Source organism: Psychrobacter immobilis (genome assembly GCF_904846065.1).
Classification (GTDB): Bacteria; Pseudomonadota; Gammaproteobacteria; order Pseudomonadales; family Moraxellaceae; genus Psychrobacter; species Psychrobacter immobilis_H.
This window is the reverse complement of record NZ_CAJGZV010000001.1, coordinates 2421578-2440384: the sequence shown is the minus strand read 5'-3', so window position 1 is coordinate 2440384 and position 18807 is coordinate 2421578. Positions and strand designations below refer to the sequence as shown.

Below are 18807 nucleotides of genomic sequence, written 5' to 3'. Positions count from 1 at the left end.
TAATTTTTTGCTAGTCAAGAAGTTCTGTATTCAGAGCTTTTATTTATCATTGAGCTGTTTTTGTTTCTTTGTCATCAGGCTCATCATCGTCAACCATGACAATAGCCACATCCTGCTGTTGACGTTCTTCGATAATATCTTGTTCTATGATCTCTTCTGACGCCAGTAACACACCGTCAGATTTTTGGCTTTGATACTTGAGCGCTGCAAGCCCGCCAAGCACTCCGATGACAGCAATAATAATCAGGATAACCGGATTTTTCCAAAGGGGTATGGATGCATCGTATTCAATGGGTTTTTCGCTGGTGGTAGTCGGTGTATTATCGTTATTACCACCAATTAGACCTAAGCTTACCAAAGGTGGTTTGGGTGCGCTGGCAGGTTCGGAGGTAATACGTAGGCGATTACGACTGAGGTAGATATCTGAGATTTTGGCGAGCTGTAATAGCCAGCGTTGGTGTGGCAAGGCAATGGCTTGCATTTCTGTAAAGACTAGCATGTCGTTATGGCGACCTTGCTGCAAGTTATCAGGTGAGCGTCCAATGGCTTTTAAATAATTGCCAGTTGCCAGTTGCATGTCTTGCACAGGCTGTTGATTTTCAGGCTTGAATGTCGTTAATTCATGCCAGTAAGGATTGAAAGCTGGTGGGGTGTCAGCGAGCTGCGCTGTACTTAATAAGGCACGTTCTGTATTAGGATGGTTTTCGGATTCGGCTGCTGCTTTTGTTTTTACTGTCGAGTCTAAATTGACCTCTGATGCTGCGACTAGACTGTTATCTTCATTTACCTCATTCAATTTAACAGAGACAGACGCTGGCTCATTGATGGCAAAGCGAGCAGCTGATAAAAACTGTGGCTGTAAAGCGAACCATTTATCCATCTCGTCGTTATCAAGTTGGCTATAGTCGGCTAAAATAGCCAGCTCACGTAAGACAATCACGCATAAGGACGTGAGAAGTATCTGTACTTGCTGCGTTGTTGCGTCAATCTGCTGAGCAATATAGTCACTCGCTTTAATCACGCGAGCATTATCATAAAATATCGCATCCGCTGCTTCATGGCGGTGATATAACGTCGCATTCATGGTCGAAAAATTCATCGAATTATATTGGCGTAGCTCTTTGACTGCGCCGCGACTAAATAGCTTTTTGCTCACAGCTTGTCCGTCATTGTGCTGCTGGTAAGCAAGCAAGGCACTGATAATGGCCTGCAAACTGGCATCCATTGCCAATCGAGCTTGTGGTAATGAAAGCTTGGCGGCATCGGCCAATAAAGATACCATTGGCTTGGTATCTTGATAGAGAAAATCATACATCGACACACGTGTCGGTGAAATAGTCGTCATAATCTGCTAGCATCAAAAAGTGTGCCCCTATATTACGGTGCCAAAAGCCTTGATACAATCCCTTAATAATAGAAAAAATCAATCCACTTACTTATCACGCGGTCAATAATGATATCTATTGGGTAAATGACCGTTGGAAACATTCTATGACAAATAACGAAAGCTATAGCGAGAAAAATAACGAAAGTTCTGATGTGCAGTTGGTGGTTAATATTGCTAAGCAAACATTAACGCTCTACCAGCATAATAGAGAATTGGCTCAATATACGGTGTCTACCGCGAAAAATGGCATTGGCAGTCAACAAGATAGCGGCTGCACACCTCTTGGCAAACACTTTATCGCCAAAAAAATTGGCGCAAATGAACCCATGAATGCCGTGTTCATCGGACGCGTCCCTACGGGCGAGAGATATAGTGCTGAGCTTGGTGAACGACATTCTGAACGCGATTGGATATTAAGCCGTATTCTTTGGCTAAGTGGTGTGGAAGAGGGCTTTAATAAAGGCAGTAATAGTCAAGGTGGCTGTGATACTTATCAGCGTTATATTTATATTCATGGTACGCCAGACAGTGAGCCGATGGGTGTGCCACTCTCGCACGGCTGTATACGTATGCGTAATGAGGATATTATTGAATTGTTCGAGCAAGTGGAAGAGGGTACAACGGTGACGATTGTCGATAATTAACGACTATTTATTAACAATTACGTGGTAAATTATTTTCTTACATCTTAAGTAAAACAGAATAACTTCATAGAGTAATTGATAAATAAAACTTTATAGAGTCTAGATATTATTTAGCATATTGCTATAATAGCTTTCTTATGAATGATCAACTTGCCATGCCTAGTCTGGCTCGTTTGACCTATATTTTATGATAACTATAAGGATAATATCGATGTCTAAAGAAAGCCTAGTTACTTTACAACAAGCTTTTGATAAACGCCGTTCAATATATGCATTGGGCAACGAGCTACCAGTAGAGCCACAAGCGATTGTCAATATGGCAGAGCGTGTTTTATTGCATACGCCTTCTGCTTTTAATTCACAATCTTCGCGTCTGGTCGTACTGTTCGGTGCCGAGCATCAGAAGCTGTGGCATATCGCTGAAGAAAAACTGCGTGCAGCCGTCGGCGATGGCGACTTTTCTGGGACTAAGCAAAAGTTAGACGGCTTCCGTGCGGCAGCGGGTACAGTGCTGTTTTATGAAGATAAAAACGTGACTGAGTCATTGCAAGAGCAGTTTGCGTTATATGCAGATAGATTTCCAGTTTGGGCTCAGCAAACCTCAGCCATGCATCAGTATGCGATGTGGACAGAGCTACGTACTTTAAATGTTGGTGCCAACCTACAGCACTACAATCCGCTTGTGGATGAAGACGCAGCTAAGGCTTATGCTATCCCAGATAGTTGGGAATTGGTGGCACAGATGCCATTTGGCAACATTGTTGAGCCTGCTGGCGAGAAAACGTATCAGCCAGTTAGTGAGCGTATGAAAGTGCTAGGTTTATAAAATACTTAAGCTTATAAACGTGCTAGATGTAGAAAACTGATAGTAATTTTTGAAATATGCTTAACGTTGAAGTATTACGTTTTTCAAATGGTTGAGTTTAAGCATTCAATTAAAAAAAGTACCTCAAAGCAAGCGCTCAAAAAAAGACAGCCCATATAAAGTGAGCTGTCTTTTTTATTCTAAGCTTAGTTTATTTTAAATTGAATCGACTATAAGAGCATTTTTACCGAAATATGGAGCTGTCTGTCACTTTAGCCAAGTGTTTTTCTGTGCGCTTAAGGTCTCTCACTAGCATGGCTGCAAACCAGCCAGCGCCATACAATGCACTGCTATCTGTCTTCGACTTTAATTGATAGCGCTGTTGGTACATTTTATGATTATGATATTTATTCAAAGTCTTTTGTGCTTTTGCTAAGTATTTTAGCCAGCGTTTGCTTTCCTTCTTGGCTTTTTTCTTTTTTGACTTTTTCTTATCTAATAATGGCGTGGCAAACTCACTGATATAAAGTAAGGGGGTTAACTGCTCATGCAGCTCATGCTCTGCCTCATTATCGTCTAGATCAATATTTTCTATATCGTCACTTTTTGAATCTACGTTTTCTAAGTCACTATCTTCTAAGTCAACACTTTGTAAATCATCATCTTTTAAATCATTGCTTTCTATATTAATGTTATTTGAGCCAAGGTCTTTTTTACTCTGTAGCTTTTGTACTGCTTTGCCAAGCTTTGCTTGCTGTTTGGATAAGGTTTTTGCCAGTTTATCGATGGCGAGTTGATCAGCCTTCGGTTCAAGGCTTGGGTCGCTCATGGTAAAGGCGATCAGCTCAAGTAAGGTCAGTTGAAAATCGTTGGCACAGATGGCATCTTTCGGAGTAATATTCAGTGCATCCATATCTGTTGCCCAATCGACTGTAGGTGCACCTTGCTGTTGTAAATTAGGCTCTATATGTGAGGCAAGATGGGCAAGCTCTCGATATTCATTCAATAACATGGCTGTTTGTTGTAGTATCGGCAGCCAGTCTGGATTGATTTCGTCAGAATAGCTGGCAAATGCTTGTAGGGCAGCTTGCAAGCGGACAATACCAATGTATAGTTGTAATGCATGGTCGTCCTCTTCGCTGCCAGCGACGATAGCGCTGCTATTGGGCAGTATTTGCAACAGACAGTTATGTACCGCTGCGCGCACAAAGGCAGGCATACTGATTTTCTTATCGATATTTAGCTGATCAAGGTCAGCGTGGACAGCTGGACTATGCTGCTGTTCTGTGATTAGTAAACCACCGCGCTCAGCCTTGGTTACCGTAGACAAACAAAGCTTGTAGCGCTTACACCAAGTTTTGGCGGTTGCAAATAAAAAATCGATATCTCCTGATATCAGCTCAAACTCAATCTCTTGAATAGCATCACGCTGAGTATCATCATTACCGTGAATAATTTCTCCATAATCGTACGCCATCTCGACATGGTTATTTGCATCACCATCACTACCACTATCACCCACTAGCAATCGTGTGGTGCGCTCTACATCGGTCACATATAGCCGTGTGAGATTTTTAGCCAGTTTTTTTAGCTTAAATTCAGCCAGGGCAGGGGCGACAGAGGTGTTTTTATAAATAGTTAAATCAGGCATGAGCGTATTATTATCGAGCATCGCTTGTACTTGTTCATTATCTAGTACCGCATTATGCTCTAGGCGTGCTGCAATGCCATCGCCGCCCGCTTTGATGGTCTGTACCCAAGCATCGCCTTCTTTACGGATACGCAAGCCAATGCCTGCCTCTGCAAGCTGTTGGTCTGGGGTATCATAATAATGGGCAGCCAGTTGTGTCACCTCAGAAGACTTGACTCGTGCTTGGCGCATCAAACCTTTCAGTCGCGACTCTGGTACCAAAAACTTTAGCTCTATCTCTTGCATGATGGCTCCCGATTATTTTAATAAATTTGAATGACTACCATCGTATGAAAGCTATCGGCGAATAACAAGCAAAATTTTTTCTATAAATACTCTGAGCCAATATTAGAGATATACTTTTAGTAAGTAATCATTATAATTAACGTTAATTATTAAACAAAAGTAGGATAAAGTGGTTGGCTTTATAATAAAAGCTAAAATATTTTTATCCAAGATATTTACCATATCTCATAAAATGCCGGATTATAAAATAATGACACAATGCAATCAAAAAAAGTGTGACACTCAGCAGTCTCATTCAATCTTACTGCCTAAAGCCTTGTTTCCATCAGTTTTATGTCTACCAATAATGCTTGGGTCTGTGTTATTGATAGGCGGCTGCGATAGCTCTTCTGAATATGCAGAAAGTAGCGCAGATCTGACAGAGGTGGCAACCGAAGAAGTTGCAGACGCTACAGAAGGGGAGATGGTTGGCATCATGTCCGATGTGGCAGCTGATAATGCCTCTAACGCTGATGATTTAGAGGTTGCAAACCTATCGAGCACTAGTGAACAGACCCTTGGTAGTCAGGCAGCAGACATTAAAATTGCTGGCAAAGCGCTATTGATAACTGCCAGTGCTGATTTTAAAGTTGAAGATGTCGTCAAAACTAGTGATGCTATTGAGAGTTTGACACGGCAACAGGCTGGTTATGTGGCACTTAGCAATATTAGCAATCATCCACATGATAGTCGAACCTTTGTACAAGGCAATAAAAATATCACGATTACAACCTACACTCGTCAAGCTGACATGACGGTTCGTATTCCTCGCGCCAATGTCAGTAAGTTCCTAGCGCAATTACAACAGCAAGTCGCATTTTTAAATGGGCAGCAGTTTAGTGCTCAAGATGTGACATTAGATATTTATCGTGAACAGCTAGCGAGCCAGTTAAATAGTGATATGGCAAGCGAGCTTAGCCAAGAACGCCTGAGTAGTAAAAATGATAAAGACCAAGGCAGCAATGTTGATGCTATTACCGCGACTTATGCGGCACGTCGTCAGCAAGAGCTTGCCAAGCTTGAGCAACTGGCTATTGCTGATAAAGTTCAATATAGCACCATTAACCTGACCTTTATGCAGCCAGATATCAGTTATAAAGAAACCACACAAAATCTAGATGTGCTATTAGAAGCTGAGCAGCCAAGTTTTAGTAGTCAAGTGAGTCAAGCATTTAAAGATGGCTGGGAGATACTTAGATCAGTAGCGCTTGGATTGATACAACTGTGGTGGTTGCTTGTACTTGGCGGTATTTTTTATCTAATTTACAGAATGATAAAGTCAATCTATCGTAAATTTTTTAAACATGATCCCCGTATAAAAAATATGAAGCGTGAGCTGATGGGTGAAAATCCAAAAAGTCAAGATTCACTCGGTATACAGAGCAGTCAGGTAGAGGATTATAGCAATAATATGAAAGAGACTGATAGTAAGGATAATAAGCACTCAAATTAAGAATTAACAAGCTCACAATGCTCAAAATCTTACAATAATAGAGTGCAAATAAGCAGACATAAAAAAGCCGCCCTACAAGATAGGACGGCTTTCTTTATAACTGGTGCTTACGAGATGTACTTATAAGTGGTCGGTGATTAGAACTGGTTCATTGTGTTCTTGCCGCCGCCAGCTTTAAGGGCGTTTTCACCTGAGAAAATCTCTTTGTGATCATCACCAAGGTCAGAACCAGCCATTGCTTGGTGTTTCACACAAGCGATGCCTTCACGGATTTCTTTACGTTGTACGCCAGCAGCATAAGCAAGCATACCATCTTCACCGAAGTAGCCTTTAGCAAGCTCATGCACGCTAAGCGCAGTGGTGTGATAAGTAGGTAGCGTGATTAAGTGATGGAACACACCTGCTTCACGTGATGCATCACGTTGGAAGTTTCTAGCCGCTTCGTCAGCTGCTGTATCAAGTTCAGTACCATCGTAATCAGCACTCATCAAGTCATCTTTATTGTAGGCAGATAGGTCTTTGCCTTCTTCTTCCCACTGAGCGATGATTTGCTTACGGAAGTTCAGTGTCCAGTTGAATGATGGGCTGTTATTGTATACAAGCTTGGCTTTTGGCTGTTGCTCTTTAATACGATCAACCATCATTTTGATGTGTGCGACGTCTGGAGTCGGTGTTTCGATCCATAGTAGATCAGCGCCATTTTCTAGAGCCGTTACACAGTCAAGTACGACACGGTCGATGTTCGTTTCTTCACGGAATTGATATAGACCATTTTGAAGACGAACTGGACGTACTAGTTTGCCGTTATGCTTAAGCAAGCTGTCGTTCTCTTTGGCGTTTTCTAGCGTGACTTCTTCCATCTCGATAAAATCGATGTACTGAGAAGCAAGATCGCCTGGCTCATTTGATACTGGGATTTTTTGCGTGAGTGACGCGCCTTCAGAGTCAGTACGAGCAACGATAACGCCGTCTTCAACACCAAGCTCTAAGAATGCATAACGAATAGCGTTGATTTTTGCGATATAGTCTTCATGCGGTACAGTGACTTTACCCGCTTGGTGACCACATTGCTTAGCGTCAGATACTTGGTTTTCAACCTGAATAGCACAAGCACCAGCTTCGATCATTTGCTTGGTTAGCAAGTAAGTGGCTTCTTCGTTACCGAAACCTGCATCGATGTCAGCAATGATTGGCACAACATGTGAATCAAAGTTTTCGATTTTTTCTAGGATAGCTGAGGTATCTTGACCCGCTTCTTCTGCAGCGTTTAGCTCACGGAAGTAGTCGTTCAATACTTTAGCATCAGCTTGACGCAAGAAGGTGTAGATTTCTTCGATTAGCTTAGGTACAGAGGTTTTTTCGTGCATAGATTGGTCAGGAAGAGGACCAAACTCAGAGCGAAGGGCTGCAACCATCCAACCTGATAGGTAGATGTAAGTTTTAGACGTAGTACCGAAATATTTTTTCTTAGCGTACATGGTTTGTTGAGCCACAAAACCATGCCATGCACCTAAAGACTGCGTGTACTGAGACGTATCATTGTCATAGTCTTCCATGTCTTGACGCATGATTTTTGCAGTATATTTGGCGATATCTAAGCCCGTTTTAAAACGGTTTTGTGACATCATACGTGCCGCATCGGTTTCGCTGATATTCTGCCAGTTACCGTGCTTTTGCTTTAATTCACGTACTAAGTCGATCGCTGATTTATATGCAGTTGACATCTATGTCTCCTTGGGGTGGTGAAAATTAGTTACTTAGAAAATTACAAGTATTGAGGTAATTTTGATATATGTAGAAAGATGCTGGCAGAAGTAAAAATCTAAAATATAAACCTTGTGCGTTAGCAATCTCTACTAAACTATAAGAAAATTATGATAAAAGCAAATAAAACCTGTCGAATTGGTCAGCTTTTATTATTGGGTCTTTTGTTTTAGGTTAAATGCGCTTTTTTATAAGCCTTTTTTGACTGTTAAAGTGCTTATTGCCCTAAAAAGTGCCAACTACTAATTCAAGCTTAAAAATAAATGAGAGCAAAAAATTAAGTTTGCGTAATAAATGTTATGTCCGTATTTCCGCATGAAAATGCGATAAAATACCTGTGGTAGTCAATCCATCAAAACGCACGGCGACTACCTAACATTAAACAAGGACTGATTAAGCGCTTGCTAGCCACTATAACTAGGTTGCCTTGATTTATCTAGTTTATGATTATTATCTTGGGTATTTAATTTTATGATAGTACATATAAAACAATGACTTATGATGAATGATTTCAGTTATAATAAGCGTATATCAAAATAATTAATATAAAATTGTCCTTATTTCATGCTGTGATAGATGATTTATACTAAATAACAGGGCAAAAAACGCCGCGTTTGTAGTGGTATTTATTTTAAGGTAAAGAGACATATATGAATTTGCAGCGGGTAGATTTAAATTTATTGGTACATCTAGATGTGTTGTTACGAGAAAAAAACGTCACTCGTGCAGCTGAGCAGCTTGGCATTACCCAACCTGCCATGAGTAATATTTTGCGCCGGCTACGTAAGCTATTTAATGATCCATTGCTGGTACGCTCATCCGAAGGCATGACGCCGACTGAACGCGCTTTGGAGTTGCAACCTCGTATCCGTGAAATACTGGCGGATTTGACACAAGTATTAGAGCCACGCACAGAATTTCGTCCTTATAGTACCTCGCGCGTTTTTCGCATCATGACCTCAGACTATGCTGAAGCGACACTGGTACCAAAATTGGTCAAAGCATTGCGTTCAGAGGCACCAAATGTCATCTTAGATTTCTTAACGCCATCGGACGTCTCATATCGTGATATGGAGCAGGGGCGAGTGGATTTAGCGATCAACCGCTTTAATGAAATTCCGCAAAGTTTCCACCAAGTCCTAGTCTGGCGTGATACCTTTAGCTGCCTATTGTCCTCTGACAGTCCCTATGCTCATCGGTTTAATCTTAAAAATTATCTTAAGGCGCAGCACGTTTGGGTCTCTAAAACTGGTATGGGTGTGGGATTTGGTGTCAATCCAGAAAAATCTGGTGGCCTAGGTTCAATTGATCAAGCACTGCAACGTTTAGGTCAAAAACGTCAAATCAGTGTTTTTACCCGCCACTATCAAATGCCAGCCATGCTTGCAGCCAATAAAGATTTGGTTGCAACTTTGCCTACGCGTGTGGCAAAAATGCAGGCTAATAACGACAGTATCATGATGGTCGAGCCACCATTTTTTATCCCTGAATTTGAGCTAACGATGGCGTGGTCGCCTTTGTTGCAGCATCATCCCGCCCATCGTTGGTTGCGTCAGCTTATCATGCATGTGGCTCGTCAAATTGTTGACGAAGAAGAGAATCCACCCCAAGAAATTCCTGTGATGAATCATTTGTTTTAAGCCATTTATTTTTGGTTATCGATTGCTTATTTATTAAACCAGCCCAAGCGCTGGTTTTTTATTGGCGTAATTTTGCTGAAAAATCTCGTCCAAGATTTTGACCTAATAAATCAGTCAGTCACATTCTTAACATCTTATGAACACTTCTTTATAACTTGTAAAACTACTCGTTGTACATTTTGCTATGATAAATCCTACTTAAGAAAAAAGACAAATACATAGCCTATTGTTAAGTTATACGACAGTATCGGATTTCATAAAATCGTTGATGAAGTTGTCCAATCTAACCAGATGCGTTTATAAAAATGACCATTCTTGGTTTATGTATTTTTAAAGTTTCAGATGATAAAGCGATCAATTTTCAAACCAATAAAATAGTTTAATAAATAAGGATAATAATCATGGCAGATATTACTACTATAAACCCAGCAACGGGTGAAGCGATCAAAGAATACAATTACATGAGTAATGATGAGGTGAACAAGATTGTTGAATCCTCGCACCAAGCATTTACTGAGTGGCGTAAAACCAGCCATGAAGCGCGTGCAAAAGTCATCAATTCTATCGGTGAGACATTGCTTAAGTATAAAGAAGAGTTGTCTAAACTTATGACTGAGGAGCGTGGTAAGCTCTATAGTCAGAGTTTGCAAGAAATAGATTTGTGTAAATCAATTTGTGACTATACCGCAGAAAAAGGGGTGGCTGCACTTGCTGACGATGAGCGTGATATTGAAGGCTTGAAGAAAGGTATTGTGACCTATCAGCCTATCGGTGTTATCTATGGCATGCAGCCATGGAACTTTCCTGCTTACCAAGTATTCCGTTATACTATCGCAAATCTGATGGCAGGTAATAGTATTTTACTCAAGCACGCGTCAAACGTGACTGGTTCAGGCTTGTTAATCGAAAAAATCTTCCATGAGTCAGAGTTACCAAACGATTTGTTCCGTACGATTTTAATCGATCACGACCAATCAGAAGCATTAATCGGTCATGACAAAGTGCGCGGTGTCACACTGACAGGTAGCGACGGCGCTGGTAGCATTGTGGGTCAGCAAGCAGCAAAAGCCATTAAAAAGGTGGTGCTAGAATTAGGCTCAAACGATGCCTTTATTGTCTTAGAAGATGCTGATGTAGAGTTAGCGGTAGAAACCTGTACCCAAGCGCGTCTCATTAATAACGGTGAAACTTGTGTCGCCGCTAAGCGCTTTATCGTCGTTGATAGCTTATACGATGATTTCCGTAAACGCATTGTCGAAAAATTTGCAGATGCTAAATCTGGCGATCCGATGGATGATGCCTCTGATCTTGGTCCATTAGCCCGCAAAGATTTACAAGAAAAGTTGCATGAGCAAGTAGAAGACAGTGTGGCAAAAGGCGCAACGATTGCTGTTGGTGGTCAATTGCCAGAAGGTAAAGGCAGTTTTTATCCAGCCACTATCTTGGAGAATGTCGAAAAAGGCCAACCTGCCTATGATGACGAGTTATTTGGTCCTGTCGCCTCATTAATACGAGCCAAAGACCAAGATGATGCATTACGCATTGCCAATGACAGTCGCTACGGTTTGGGCGGTGCTATCTTCTCTAAAGACGAAGACAAAGCCATTCGCCTAGCGCGTGAAGAGTTTGATACGGGCATGGTCTACATCAATGGTTACGGTCTTGCAAATCCAGCGTTGCCATTTGGTGGAGTGAAAAACTCAGGTCATGGTCGCGAGCATGGCGGTTTTGGTATCAAAGAATTTGTAAATATTAAAGGGCTACATGTTCATAAAAGTCAATAATAGCTGACGTCTTCGGGATTAATATGCTTTAGAAGATTTTAAAGGTAGCTATTAGAAAGCCCAGTCATTCATTGAGTGACTGGGCTTTTTTATGCAAAGAGTTTAAGCTTGATAGTTGGTGCCTGATAATTTGTGACTGTCGCTACTTACTCAGTCGTTCAAATATAGTTTTAATGGTAGCGTTGGTAAAGACATACTTTGTTGATTGGCTGCTTGAGCATGGTCTAGCGAGAGTGCGCCTTTGGCCAATAATAAAATCGTCCAAGGGAGCAATTGATGCTCAAGCTTTTGCACGCGTGCTTGCAAGCTATCGGCAGTGTCTCTTTGATGTATCTCTAACAGCGCTTGGGTCAAAACAGTACCCGCGTCTAGCTCAGCGGTGACGACATGAATACTACAGCCATGATGTCGCTCACCTGCTTGTATCGCACGCTGATGGGTATCAAGGCCTTTATAGATAGGTAGTAAAGAGGGGTGCAGATTAATCATCGGCGCTGGTGCATTATCGATAAAATCTGCACTCAAGACACGCATAAAACCAGCTAACACAATGAGATCTGGTTGCCATAAGGCTAGTTGGCTGCTGGCATGATTCTCAAAGGTCTTGATTCCCATGCGTTTGCCGCTAGCAACATGTGACAATACGGCTACGGGAATGTCAGCGTCTTTTGCACGGGTGATGGCATAAGCATCTTCACGGTTACTAATGACGCCAACAATCTCAATCGGCAGTGCGCCAGCTTGCATCGCATCTATCAGTACTTGCAAGTTGCTACCACTACCAGATACCAGTACAGCAATCCGTAAAGGGTTATTATCAATTTTTTTTTGACTGTCTGACATTAACGGTACACCACAGAATCCGCTTCGCGCTTCACCATTTCGCCTAATTGCCAAGCTTTTTCACCAGCATCGTTCAAAGTTTGAATGGCCGCATCTGCTTTATCTTTAGGCACGACAATGACAAAACCAACGCCGCAGTTAAAGGTGCGGTACATCTCGCTTTGTTCAATATTTCCTTGGGTTTGTAACCAAGTGAATAGCTCTGAGAACTGCCAGCTAGTCGTATCAATGCTAGCAGCTAAATTCTCTGGTAATACACGTGGTAAATTATCGGTTAAGCCGCCACCAGTGATATGTGACATTGCATGCAGCGCTGAGCTACCAAGAGTATCTTGCAACGCTTTAATCGCTTTAACATAGATGCGAGTAGGGGCCATTAACGCGTCTTGGATAGGCTGACCGTCTAATTGCTCATCACTGCTCGTCACATCAATGCCGCTGACTTCGATGACTTTACGTACCAATGAATAACCGTTTGAGTGTGCACCACTTGAGGCAAGAGCGATCAATACATCGCCTTCCGCGACGTTTTCGCCAGTGATGACTTCTGCTTCTTCGACCACACCGACACAAAAGCCTGCCAAGTCATAATCGTCGTCTTGATACATACCTGGCATCTCAGCGGTTTCGCCGCCGATCAGGGCACAGTTTGATAACTTACAGCCTTCACCAATACCAGTGACCACAGTCGCTGCTACATCAATATCAAGCTTGCCAGTCGCATAGTAATCTAAGAAAAATAATGGCTCTGCACCGCAAACCAATAAATCGTTGACGCACATGGCGACCAAGTCGATACCGATCGTGTCGTGACGGTTTAGCTGTAACGCCAGTTTAAGTTTGGTGCCCACACCATCAGTACCTGAAACTAATAACGGTGAGGTGTAACCAGTTGGTATACGACAAAGCGCTCCAAAGCCGCCAAGTCCGCCCACAACTTCAGGACGAGAGGTGGCTTTTGCCACTGATTTAATACGTTGTACCAACGCATCGCCAGCATCAATATCAACACCAGCATCTTTGTAGCTTAAAGAAGGCTTGTTACTCATGGTCATCTCACAAATTTTATAGGGAATGAAGGTCTGTCAGTAGAAAATCGAGTTGGTCGTGTTAATTCTGAATATAGTGCGCGCATTATACCCAAAAATGACCCTTACTCGCAAAGCAACTTGCGGATATTTGGCGGATATTTCACGAAGACTGACTTTAAGTAGTAAATAAAAAGTTAAGAAACAAAAAATGACGGATTTTTTGCTGTACTCTGCGATAATGGAACGCTAAATTTATTGTCGATAACAGTTCGCTATTACGCCGTTGTTGTACGATAAGACGTATCATTTCTTTCAATTATACCTCCATCTTAAATCAGCCTATCATAGGATTCCTTGTCATGATGAACCAACCAATAGATCCTTTTTTTCGGCGCTTATTTATTGTCGTTGCGATGGTGGTGGGTATATTGTTACTGTATTTGATGATGCCAGTCATTATACCGTTTGTCTTTGCTTTCGTACTGGCTTATTTGTTCAATCCGCTGGTCAAACGCTTATCGAAGTATATCAAACGCTGGGTGGCGATTATCATTGTCTATTCCACCATCACTTTAGGAATGGTGCTACTGCTTTGGTGGTTAATACCGACTTTGTGGCATCAGTTGCAAGCGGCGTGGGAGTATCTGCCTAAGGTCTTAACTTGGTATAATGAAGTCGTACGTGAATGGTTCGTTAACAACAGTCGTATCAATCTGCCAGAGTTGGAGTCTAAAGGGTTTTCTGAGACATTGGTTGAATACATGCAGACCAATTATAAGTTTGAAGATGCCAGTACCATGATGAACCAAATATTGGTGTCGAGCATGAACTTCATCAATAATGCTGGACTCATTGTGCTAGTACCGATTTTAACCTTTTATTTTTTGTTCAATTGGGATCAGCGTCTGCAGACATGGAAGCTGGCGATTCCCGCTGCGTATAGCAAAAAAGTCATTCAAATTGCTCGAGAGTGTGACCTTGCATTGATGGCATTTATCAAAGGTCAGCTATTGGTGATGGTCTTATTGGGCGCTATTTATGCGGTGCAATTACAGCTTATTGGGCTTGAGCTTGGGCTTATTATTGGTATGGTTGCCGGTATTGCTAGCTTTGTTCCTTATTTGGGTTTTGGCATTGGTTTTATCGCTGCCATTATCGCCTGCCTGTTCCAGTTTGGGCTAAATTGGACGTATTTGTCGCTGATCGTCGGAGCGTTTTTAGTTGGGCAAGCCGCAGAAGGTTATATTCTACAGCCGTTACTATTGGGTGATAAGATAGGTCTATCGCCGCTTTGGGTGATTTTTGCTGTATTGGCAGGCGCAAGCTTATTGGGTTTTGTTGGTATGCTCATCGCACTGCCAGTGTCTGCCGTGCTTAATGTACTGTTTCGCCATTTATACATCTACTATCGTTCGACTGATTTTTATAAAGGTCGTAAGCAATTGGCTTTGTTTGAGAAGAGATAAGTATTTTATCGTTAGAGTAACGAGGTCATCATAATTGGATAGTAAAATTGATGACGGATAATAAATGGTGATTGATAAGGCTTAATAGGTAAAAGACTTGTCAGTCATTTTGCAAATATGTTATATATAGGCGCAGTATTGACAGTATCAGCCGTTATCCAGTTGGTCGTTAACAAGATGACTTTTGATTAGGTAATTCTCAGATATACTCTCGATTAAAACAACGAGATGCTAACGCAGCAAGTTTATATCAGGTAGTATAAGAGCATCTCAAAGACAGTTATTAATAATTTATCCTTTTATTTATTGCATTACGCAAAACGAGTTGATGATTCATGGCAGAAGCACAGCTAAGTCTCAATCTGGACATTAAGCATGATGCAAGTCTAAGTGACTTTGCCGGTCCTGGTTGGATGTCGATTATTGATGCAGTGCGGCAACTACATGTCGGCCTGATCGGTCAACTGTACCTATTTGGCAGTCCTGCTACGGGCAAGTCGCACTTATTATCTGCTATCTGTGAGTCATTTATTGAGATGGACAAGTCAGCGATTTGTTTGTCACTCAATGAGTTGATTCATACCGATGTGCACGTCCTCTCCTCTCTAGAAAACTTCGATCTAATCGCGATCGATGATTTAGAGGTATTGGAGCAAAGCAGTCAATGGCAAGAAGCCTTATTTCATTTGATTAATCGCAGTCGTGAAGGTCAGCGTCAATTGTTGTTTGCAGCCAATAAGCCTGCTGGTGATTTGCCCTTTCAATTGAGGGATTTGCTGACTCGTTTGGCACAAGCACCTACGTTTAAAGTACCCAATGGTCATGACTTAGCCGACCGTCAGGCGTTATTACAATCTATCTTGCGTCGGCGTGGTTGGCAGTTTGATGATCGAATTATTGATTATTTGCTTACTGAGGGACCACATCGCATCGGTGCGATGATGGAAGTACTCAATTATATTCAGCCGATGTTTTCGAACCTTGGGCGTAGCAATATATCCAAAGCAGTCATCATTGACGCATTGCGTACCATTGATGAGCAGACACTAGCAGCAGAGCTTGCTGATATTGCGCAAGAGACACAAGTAGATAACGATTCAGCGGAACAAGATCAACATACGATGCCACTCGATTTTTAGCATTAACAACTAAAGTCTTTTATCCAAAGCGCTTTTACTATTGCCAAAACGTTTTCACTATTAATGGAATCACTTATGAAATCCAATGCTTCTTTGCTAAAAAAACTGACCATCAGCACGTTGCTTATTGGTGCAGGCTCTATCTCTATGCTGTCGCATGCTGAAGTAACGCTACTGGTTGATGACCATATCAAAGTCACGGCTATCAATGGGCAAGAAGTGCAGCAGAGCGCTTTTCAACCATTGACTAAAAAGTTCACGCTTCAGCCGGGTCAACATGCGATTACTGCGAAGTATGACCGTTTATATGACTTGCGCCGTGATGAGCATGATTATTTACGTTCGGGTAATGTGAGCGTGACGGCAGAATTGGCGGACAATCAAACCTATCGTCTGACCATGCCGAATCAGCCAGAAGAGTATGCAGCAGCTAAAGAATATGCCAAGCGTCCGATACTGGCAGTAGAGAAAAACAATACTGTGATTGCAAGTCAGCAAGGTATCGCTGGTAATCAAGGTGGATTGTTGTCAGGTTTAGGCAAGGCGTTCGGCGGTGTGTTTGGCGGAGCAGATGATGCAGAGCTACAGAATCAGCGTGCGATTGCCGCATTAGATCAACCAAATGTGAATACGGGTACGGTAGCGACTACTAAGCAAACCACTAGTGTTAATTCATCTGCTAATACCTTAGATCAATTTATGCAAATTTGGTTACAAGCCACGCCTGCTGAGCGCGAAAAAATGCGTCAATGGATGCAAAAATAAGGTTTCATTAGCAACAGCAACTACAAAAAAAGCACCTAAAGTAGGTGCTTTTTTACGATCTAGATTTTAGGGCGTGTCCTCAATTCAATCAATTACTCTCTAAATGGGCTAAAAATGGGCTAAAAATGGCTAAATTTTGTTAAACATCGTCAAATAGCTTATCAATATCTCGATATTAACAGCGCTATCTTCCTTGTTTAACTGCAATTTATCTCATTTTTATCACCATTTTTAAAATGAGGACACGCCCTAGTGATGTACTGTTTTTTTAGCAATGATTAACCTAAAAAGGCGTTATACATCCAGATGAGCTTTTCTTGCTCTTGTACATAGGCATCTACGAGGTCAGCTGTTCCTTGATCTTCGCTGTCTGCTGCTAGAGCAGATACTTTACGCTGCTCTGTAATCAAAGCTTGTAAACCCGTTACCACGCCTTTCACACAAGCATTGCCATCTTTGACGTTTTTATCTTCTTGAATGCTAGTATGTTGAGTAAAATCGCTATAAGCATGCAGCGGTGTGCCGCCCAAAGTTAAGATACGCTCAGCGATTTCATCAATTTGTAATTGTAGCGCGGTATACAATTCTTCAAACTTTGGGTGCAAGGTGAAAAAGTGCTCACCTTTTACATTCCAGTGATAGCCACGGACGTTTAAATAAAAGACGTGATAAGTTGACAATAAATTGTTTAGTTGTGCAATGACTTCGCTCATGTCAGCTTTTTCTAGACCGATTTGATTAGTAGCGTTACTCATAATATTATCCTTATAGTTTGAGTGTTGATATAAAACATTAAATGAAGAAGATGAGAAGTGTAGCAACTCGTGTGCTACATTACTATGCTCTTTAATATATTAACGCTTTTCAGCCTTAAAAAGTAACAATCTTAGAAAATAGTATGATAAAACTGCCATATAGAATGGCGTCAGCTTAAGCTGAAATCATAACTATACATTCATATAATTTAGAGCAATTATCACCTTGCTTTTGATAGCTATTATAATAGCAGAGCACCATCAATAAGTTAATTTCAATAAATTTATAATTATGATTGATTTTGTAAAAATTATTTTTTATTGATCATTTCTTTATCGCTCATAGAGTAAGCGATAAAGAAGTCTTCTACTATTTTATGCTGGCGGCTGTAAGTTTTCAGGGTTTAAGCCTTTAACGGGGATAACTTCTTGCAAATGCTGACGTACCGTATCGATCGGAAACTTCTGTGCTTCTAAGCGCTTTGGCACAATTTGGCTGCCTTGTTGACCTTTCATCTCAAACATCATAAAGATATAGTCGTCCGTCTCATCCCAGCTTTTGACAGCTGACCATGGAATGACGGCTTGCTGGGTCGTGCCTGCTCGCATTTGCATGCCGCGCATTTGGTTGTTATTAAATGTGTCAGGCTGATTCACTGGCATCGCCATGACGAGGCCATGCTTTTGTACGCCCAATTTCATCTGACGCATCTCGTCTGGCATCTCTTGATCGGCCACTTGCTTGTCAAACTCTCTTTTCACATACCATTTAAAGCCAAGGGTACGAACCAGTAAATAAATGACGACTGAAACTAGCATCAGCCAAAAGATAATGGTTGAGTAGCCTGTCACAAAAACCAACCCTGCGATCGCTAGTACCACGGTTACCGCCATAATGATCCATTCTTTCATTTTGATACTTTTTAGACCGAAAGAAGGGCTGGCACTGGCAAATAGCTCGTATTGTGCTTGGTGAAATTCTGCCTCGGTTAGGTTTAAGGCGACAGGTTGTAGCGTATAGGGGTACAAGGCCATAAAGGTTTCTCAAATACTTGTATTGAAAGTGTTGGGTTTAAATCGACAAAACGTAGCAGCTACGTCGTACTTGGCTAGAAGTCGAATAAAAGGTATGCGCTTATCTTACCGAAAAGTACCCCTAAATGAAACATATAAGCCGCTCTGTTCGTTGATAGAGGTGATATTAATGGTTTTAACAAAGATGGGCGAGGCTTATTGAGGTAAGCTGAACTTTGAGAGATGTATTTAAAGCAAATATAACTGGCTACGGATAATGAAAGTAATAAATGAAAATTCAATCAGCAGAGGTCAAAACATGGTCAAATCTGCTGTGTCTTG

15 protein-coding genes are annotated in these 18807 nt (G+C 41.5%); 8 read left to right on the top strand and 7 right to left on the bottom strand.

The genetic code is table 11. The features are described from left to right. Positions 1-46: 46 nt before the first annotated feature. Positions 47-1345 (bottom strand): hypothetical protein, encoded by a 1299-nt coding sequence (locus JMW64_RS10070; RefSeq protein WP_201554542.1) that lies wholly within the window; start codon positions 1343-1345, stop codon positions 47-49. 146 nt (positions 1346-1491) lie between these two features. On the opposite strand from JMW64_RS10070, the gene JMW64_RS10065 reads away from it, so the two are divergent. Both JMW64_RS10065 and JMW64_RS10060 read left to right on the top strand, forming a co-directional pair. Beyond that, positions 1492-2031 carry a L,D-transpeptidase gene (locus JMW64_RS10065; protein ID WP_060491642.1) on the top strand — a complete coding sequence of 180 codons (540 nt, stop codon included), beginning with the start codon at positions 1492-1494 and terminating at the stop codon, positions 2029-2031. Between the two features lie 211 nt (positions 2032-2242). Then, a complete protein-coding gene (locus JMW64_RS10060) occupies positions 2243-2857 on the top strand; it encodes a nitroreductase family protein (RefSeq protein ID WP_201554541.1) in 615 nt (204 codons plus the stop codon). Between the two features lie 223 nt (positions 2858-3080). Here the strand turns inward: JMW64_RS10060 and JMW64_RS10055 are convergent, their stop codons facing one another. Then, positions 3081-4772 (bottom strand): CYTH and CHAD domain-containing protein, encoded by a 1692-nt coding sequence (locus JMW64_RS10055; RefSeq protein WP_201554540.1) that lies wholly within the window; start codon positions 4770-4772, stop codon positions 3081-3083. Between the two features lie 346 nt (positions 4773-5118). Here JMW64_RS10055 and JMW64_RS10050 point away from each other — a divergent pair, with 346 nt between their 5' ends. Next, entirely contained in the window at positions 5119-6264 is a 1146-nt protein-coding gene (locus tag JMW64_RS10050) for a DUF4349 domain-containing protein (RefSeq protein WP_201554539.1), read from the top strand. Between the two features lie 137 nt (positions 6265-6401). Here JMW64_RS10050 and JMW64_RS10045 read toward each other — a convergent pair whose 3' ends face one another. Beyond that, positions 6402-7988, bottom strand: a complete 1587-nt coding sequence (locus JMW64_RS10045) for an isocitrate lyase (protein ID WP_045444527.1) — start codon at positions 7986-7988, stop codon at positions 6402-6404. 690 nt (positions 7989-8678) lie between these two features. Between JMW64_RS10045 and JMW64_RS10040 the strand changes: the two genes are divergently transcribed. Both JMW64_RS10040 and JMW64_RS10035 read left to right on the top strand, forming a co-directional pair. After that, complete coding sequence (locus JMW64_RS10040; protein WP_045444529.1) at positions 8679-9668, top strand: LysR family transcriptional regulator; 990 nt, start codon at positions 8679-8681, stop codon at positions 9666-9668. Positions 9669-10069: 401 nt separating this feature from the next. Further along, positions 10070-11452 carry an NAD-dependent succinate-semialdehyde dehydrogenase gene (locus JMW64_RS10035; protein ID WP_201554538.1) on the top strand — a complete coding sequence of 461 codons (1383 nt, stop codon included), beginning with the start codon at positions 10070-10072 and terminating at the stop codon, positions 11450-11452. Positions 11453-11602: 150 nt separating this feature from the next. On the opposite strand, the gene purN is transcribed toward JMW64_RS10035, so the two are convergent. Together purN and purM are read right to left on the bottom strand one after the other, a co-directional pair. Further along, complete coding sequence (purN, locus tag JMW64_RS10030) at positions 11603-12295, bottom strand: phosphoribosylglycinamide formyltransferase (protein ID WP_201554537.1); 693 nt, start codon at positions 12293-12295, stop codon at positions 11603-11605. After that, the gene (purM, locus tag JMW64_RS10025; protein WP_201554535.1) at positions 12295-13344 is read right to left on the bottom strand and encodes a phosphoribosylformylglycinamidine cyclo-ligase; all 1050 of its coding nucleotides are present in this window, start codon (positions 13342-13344) and stop codon (positions 12295-12297) included. Before purM ends, purN begins: the two co-directional genes overlap by 1 nt. 341 nt (positions 13345-13685) lie before the next feature. On the opposite strand from purM, the gene JMW64_RS10020 reads away from it, so the two are divergent. The 3 genes from JMW64_RS10020 to JMW64_RS10010 all read left to right on the top strand — a co-directional run bounded on the left by JMW64_RS10020 (position 13686) and on the right by JMW64_RS10010 (position 16696). Beyond that, positions 13686-14792 (top strand): AI-2E family transporter, encoded by a 1107-nt coding sequence (locus JMW64_RS10020; RefSeq protein ID WP_045444540.1) that lies wholly within the window; start codon positions 13686-13688, stop codon positions 14790-14792. A 335-nt stretch (positions 14793-15127) separates the two neighbouring features. Beyond that, positions 15128-15931, top strand: coding sequence for a DnaA regulatory inactivator Hda (hda, locus tag JMW64_RS10015; RefSeq protein WP_201554533.1), 804 nt, complete (start codon positions 15128-15130; stop codon positions 15929-15931). A gap of 75 nt (positions 15932-16006) precedes the next feature. Next, on the top strand, positions 16007-16696 hold the full coding sequence (locus JMW64_RS10010; protein ID WP_201554530.1) for a DUF2057 family protein: 690 nt from the start codon (positions 16007-16009) through the stop codon (positions 16694-16696). Positions 16697-16974: 278 nt separating this feature from the next. Here the strand turns inward: JMW64_RS10010 and JMW64_RS10005 are convergent, their stop codons facing one another. Together JMW64_RS10005 and JMW64_RS10000 are read right to left on the bottom strand one after the other, a co-directional pair. Continuing rightward, on the bottom strand, positions 16975-17451 hold the full coding sequence (locus JMW64_RS10005) for a Dps family protein (RefSeq protein WP_045453127.1): 477 nt from the start codon (positions 17449-17451) through the stop codon (positions 16975-16977). Between the two features lie 375 nt (positions 17452-17826). Continuing rightward, a complete protein-coding gene (locus JMW64_RS10000) occupies positions 17827-18486 on the bottom strand; it encodes a YcxB family protein (RefSeq protein ID WP_055125130.1) in 660 nt (219 codons plus the stop codon). Between the last annotated feature and the right edge of the window lie 321 nt (positions 18487-18807).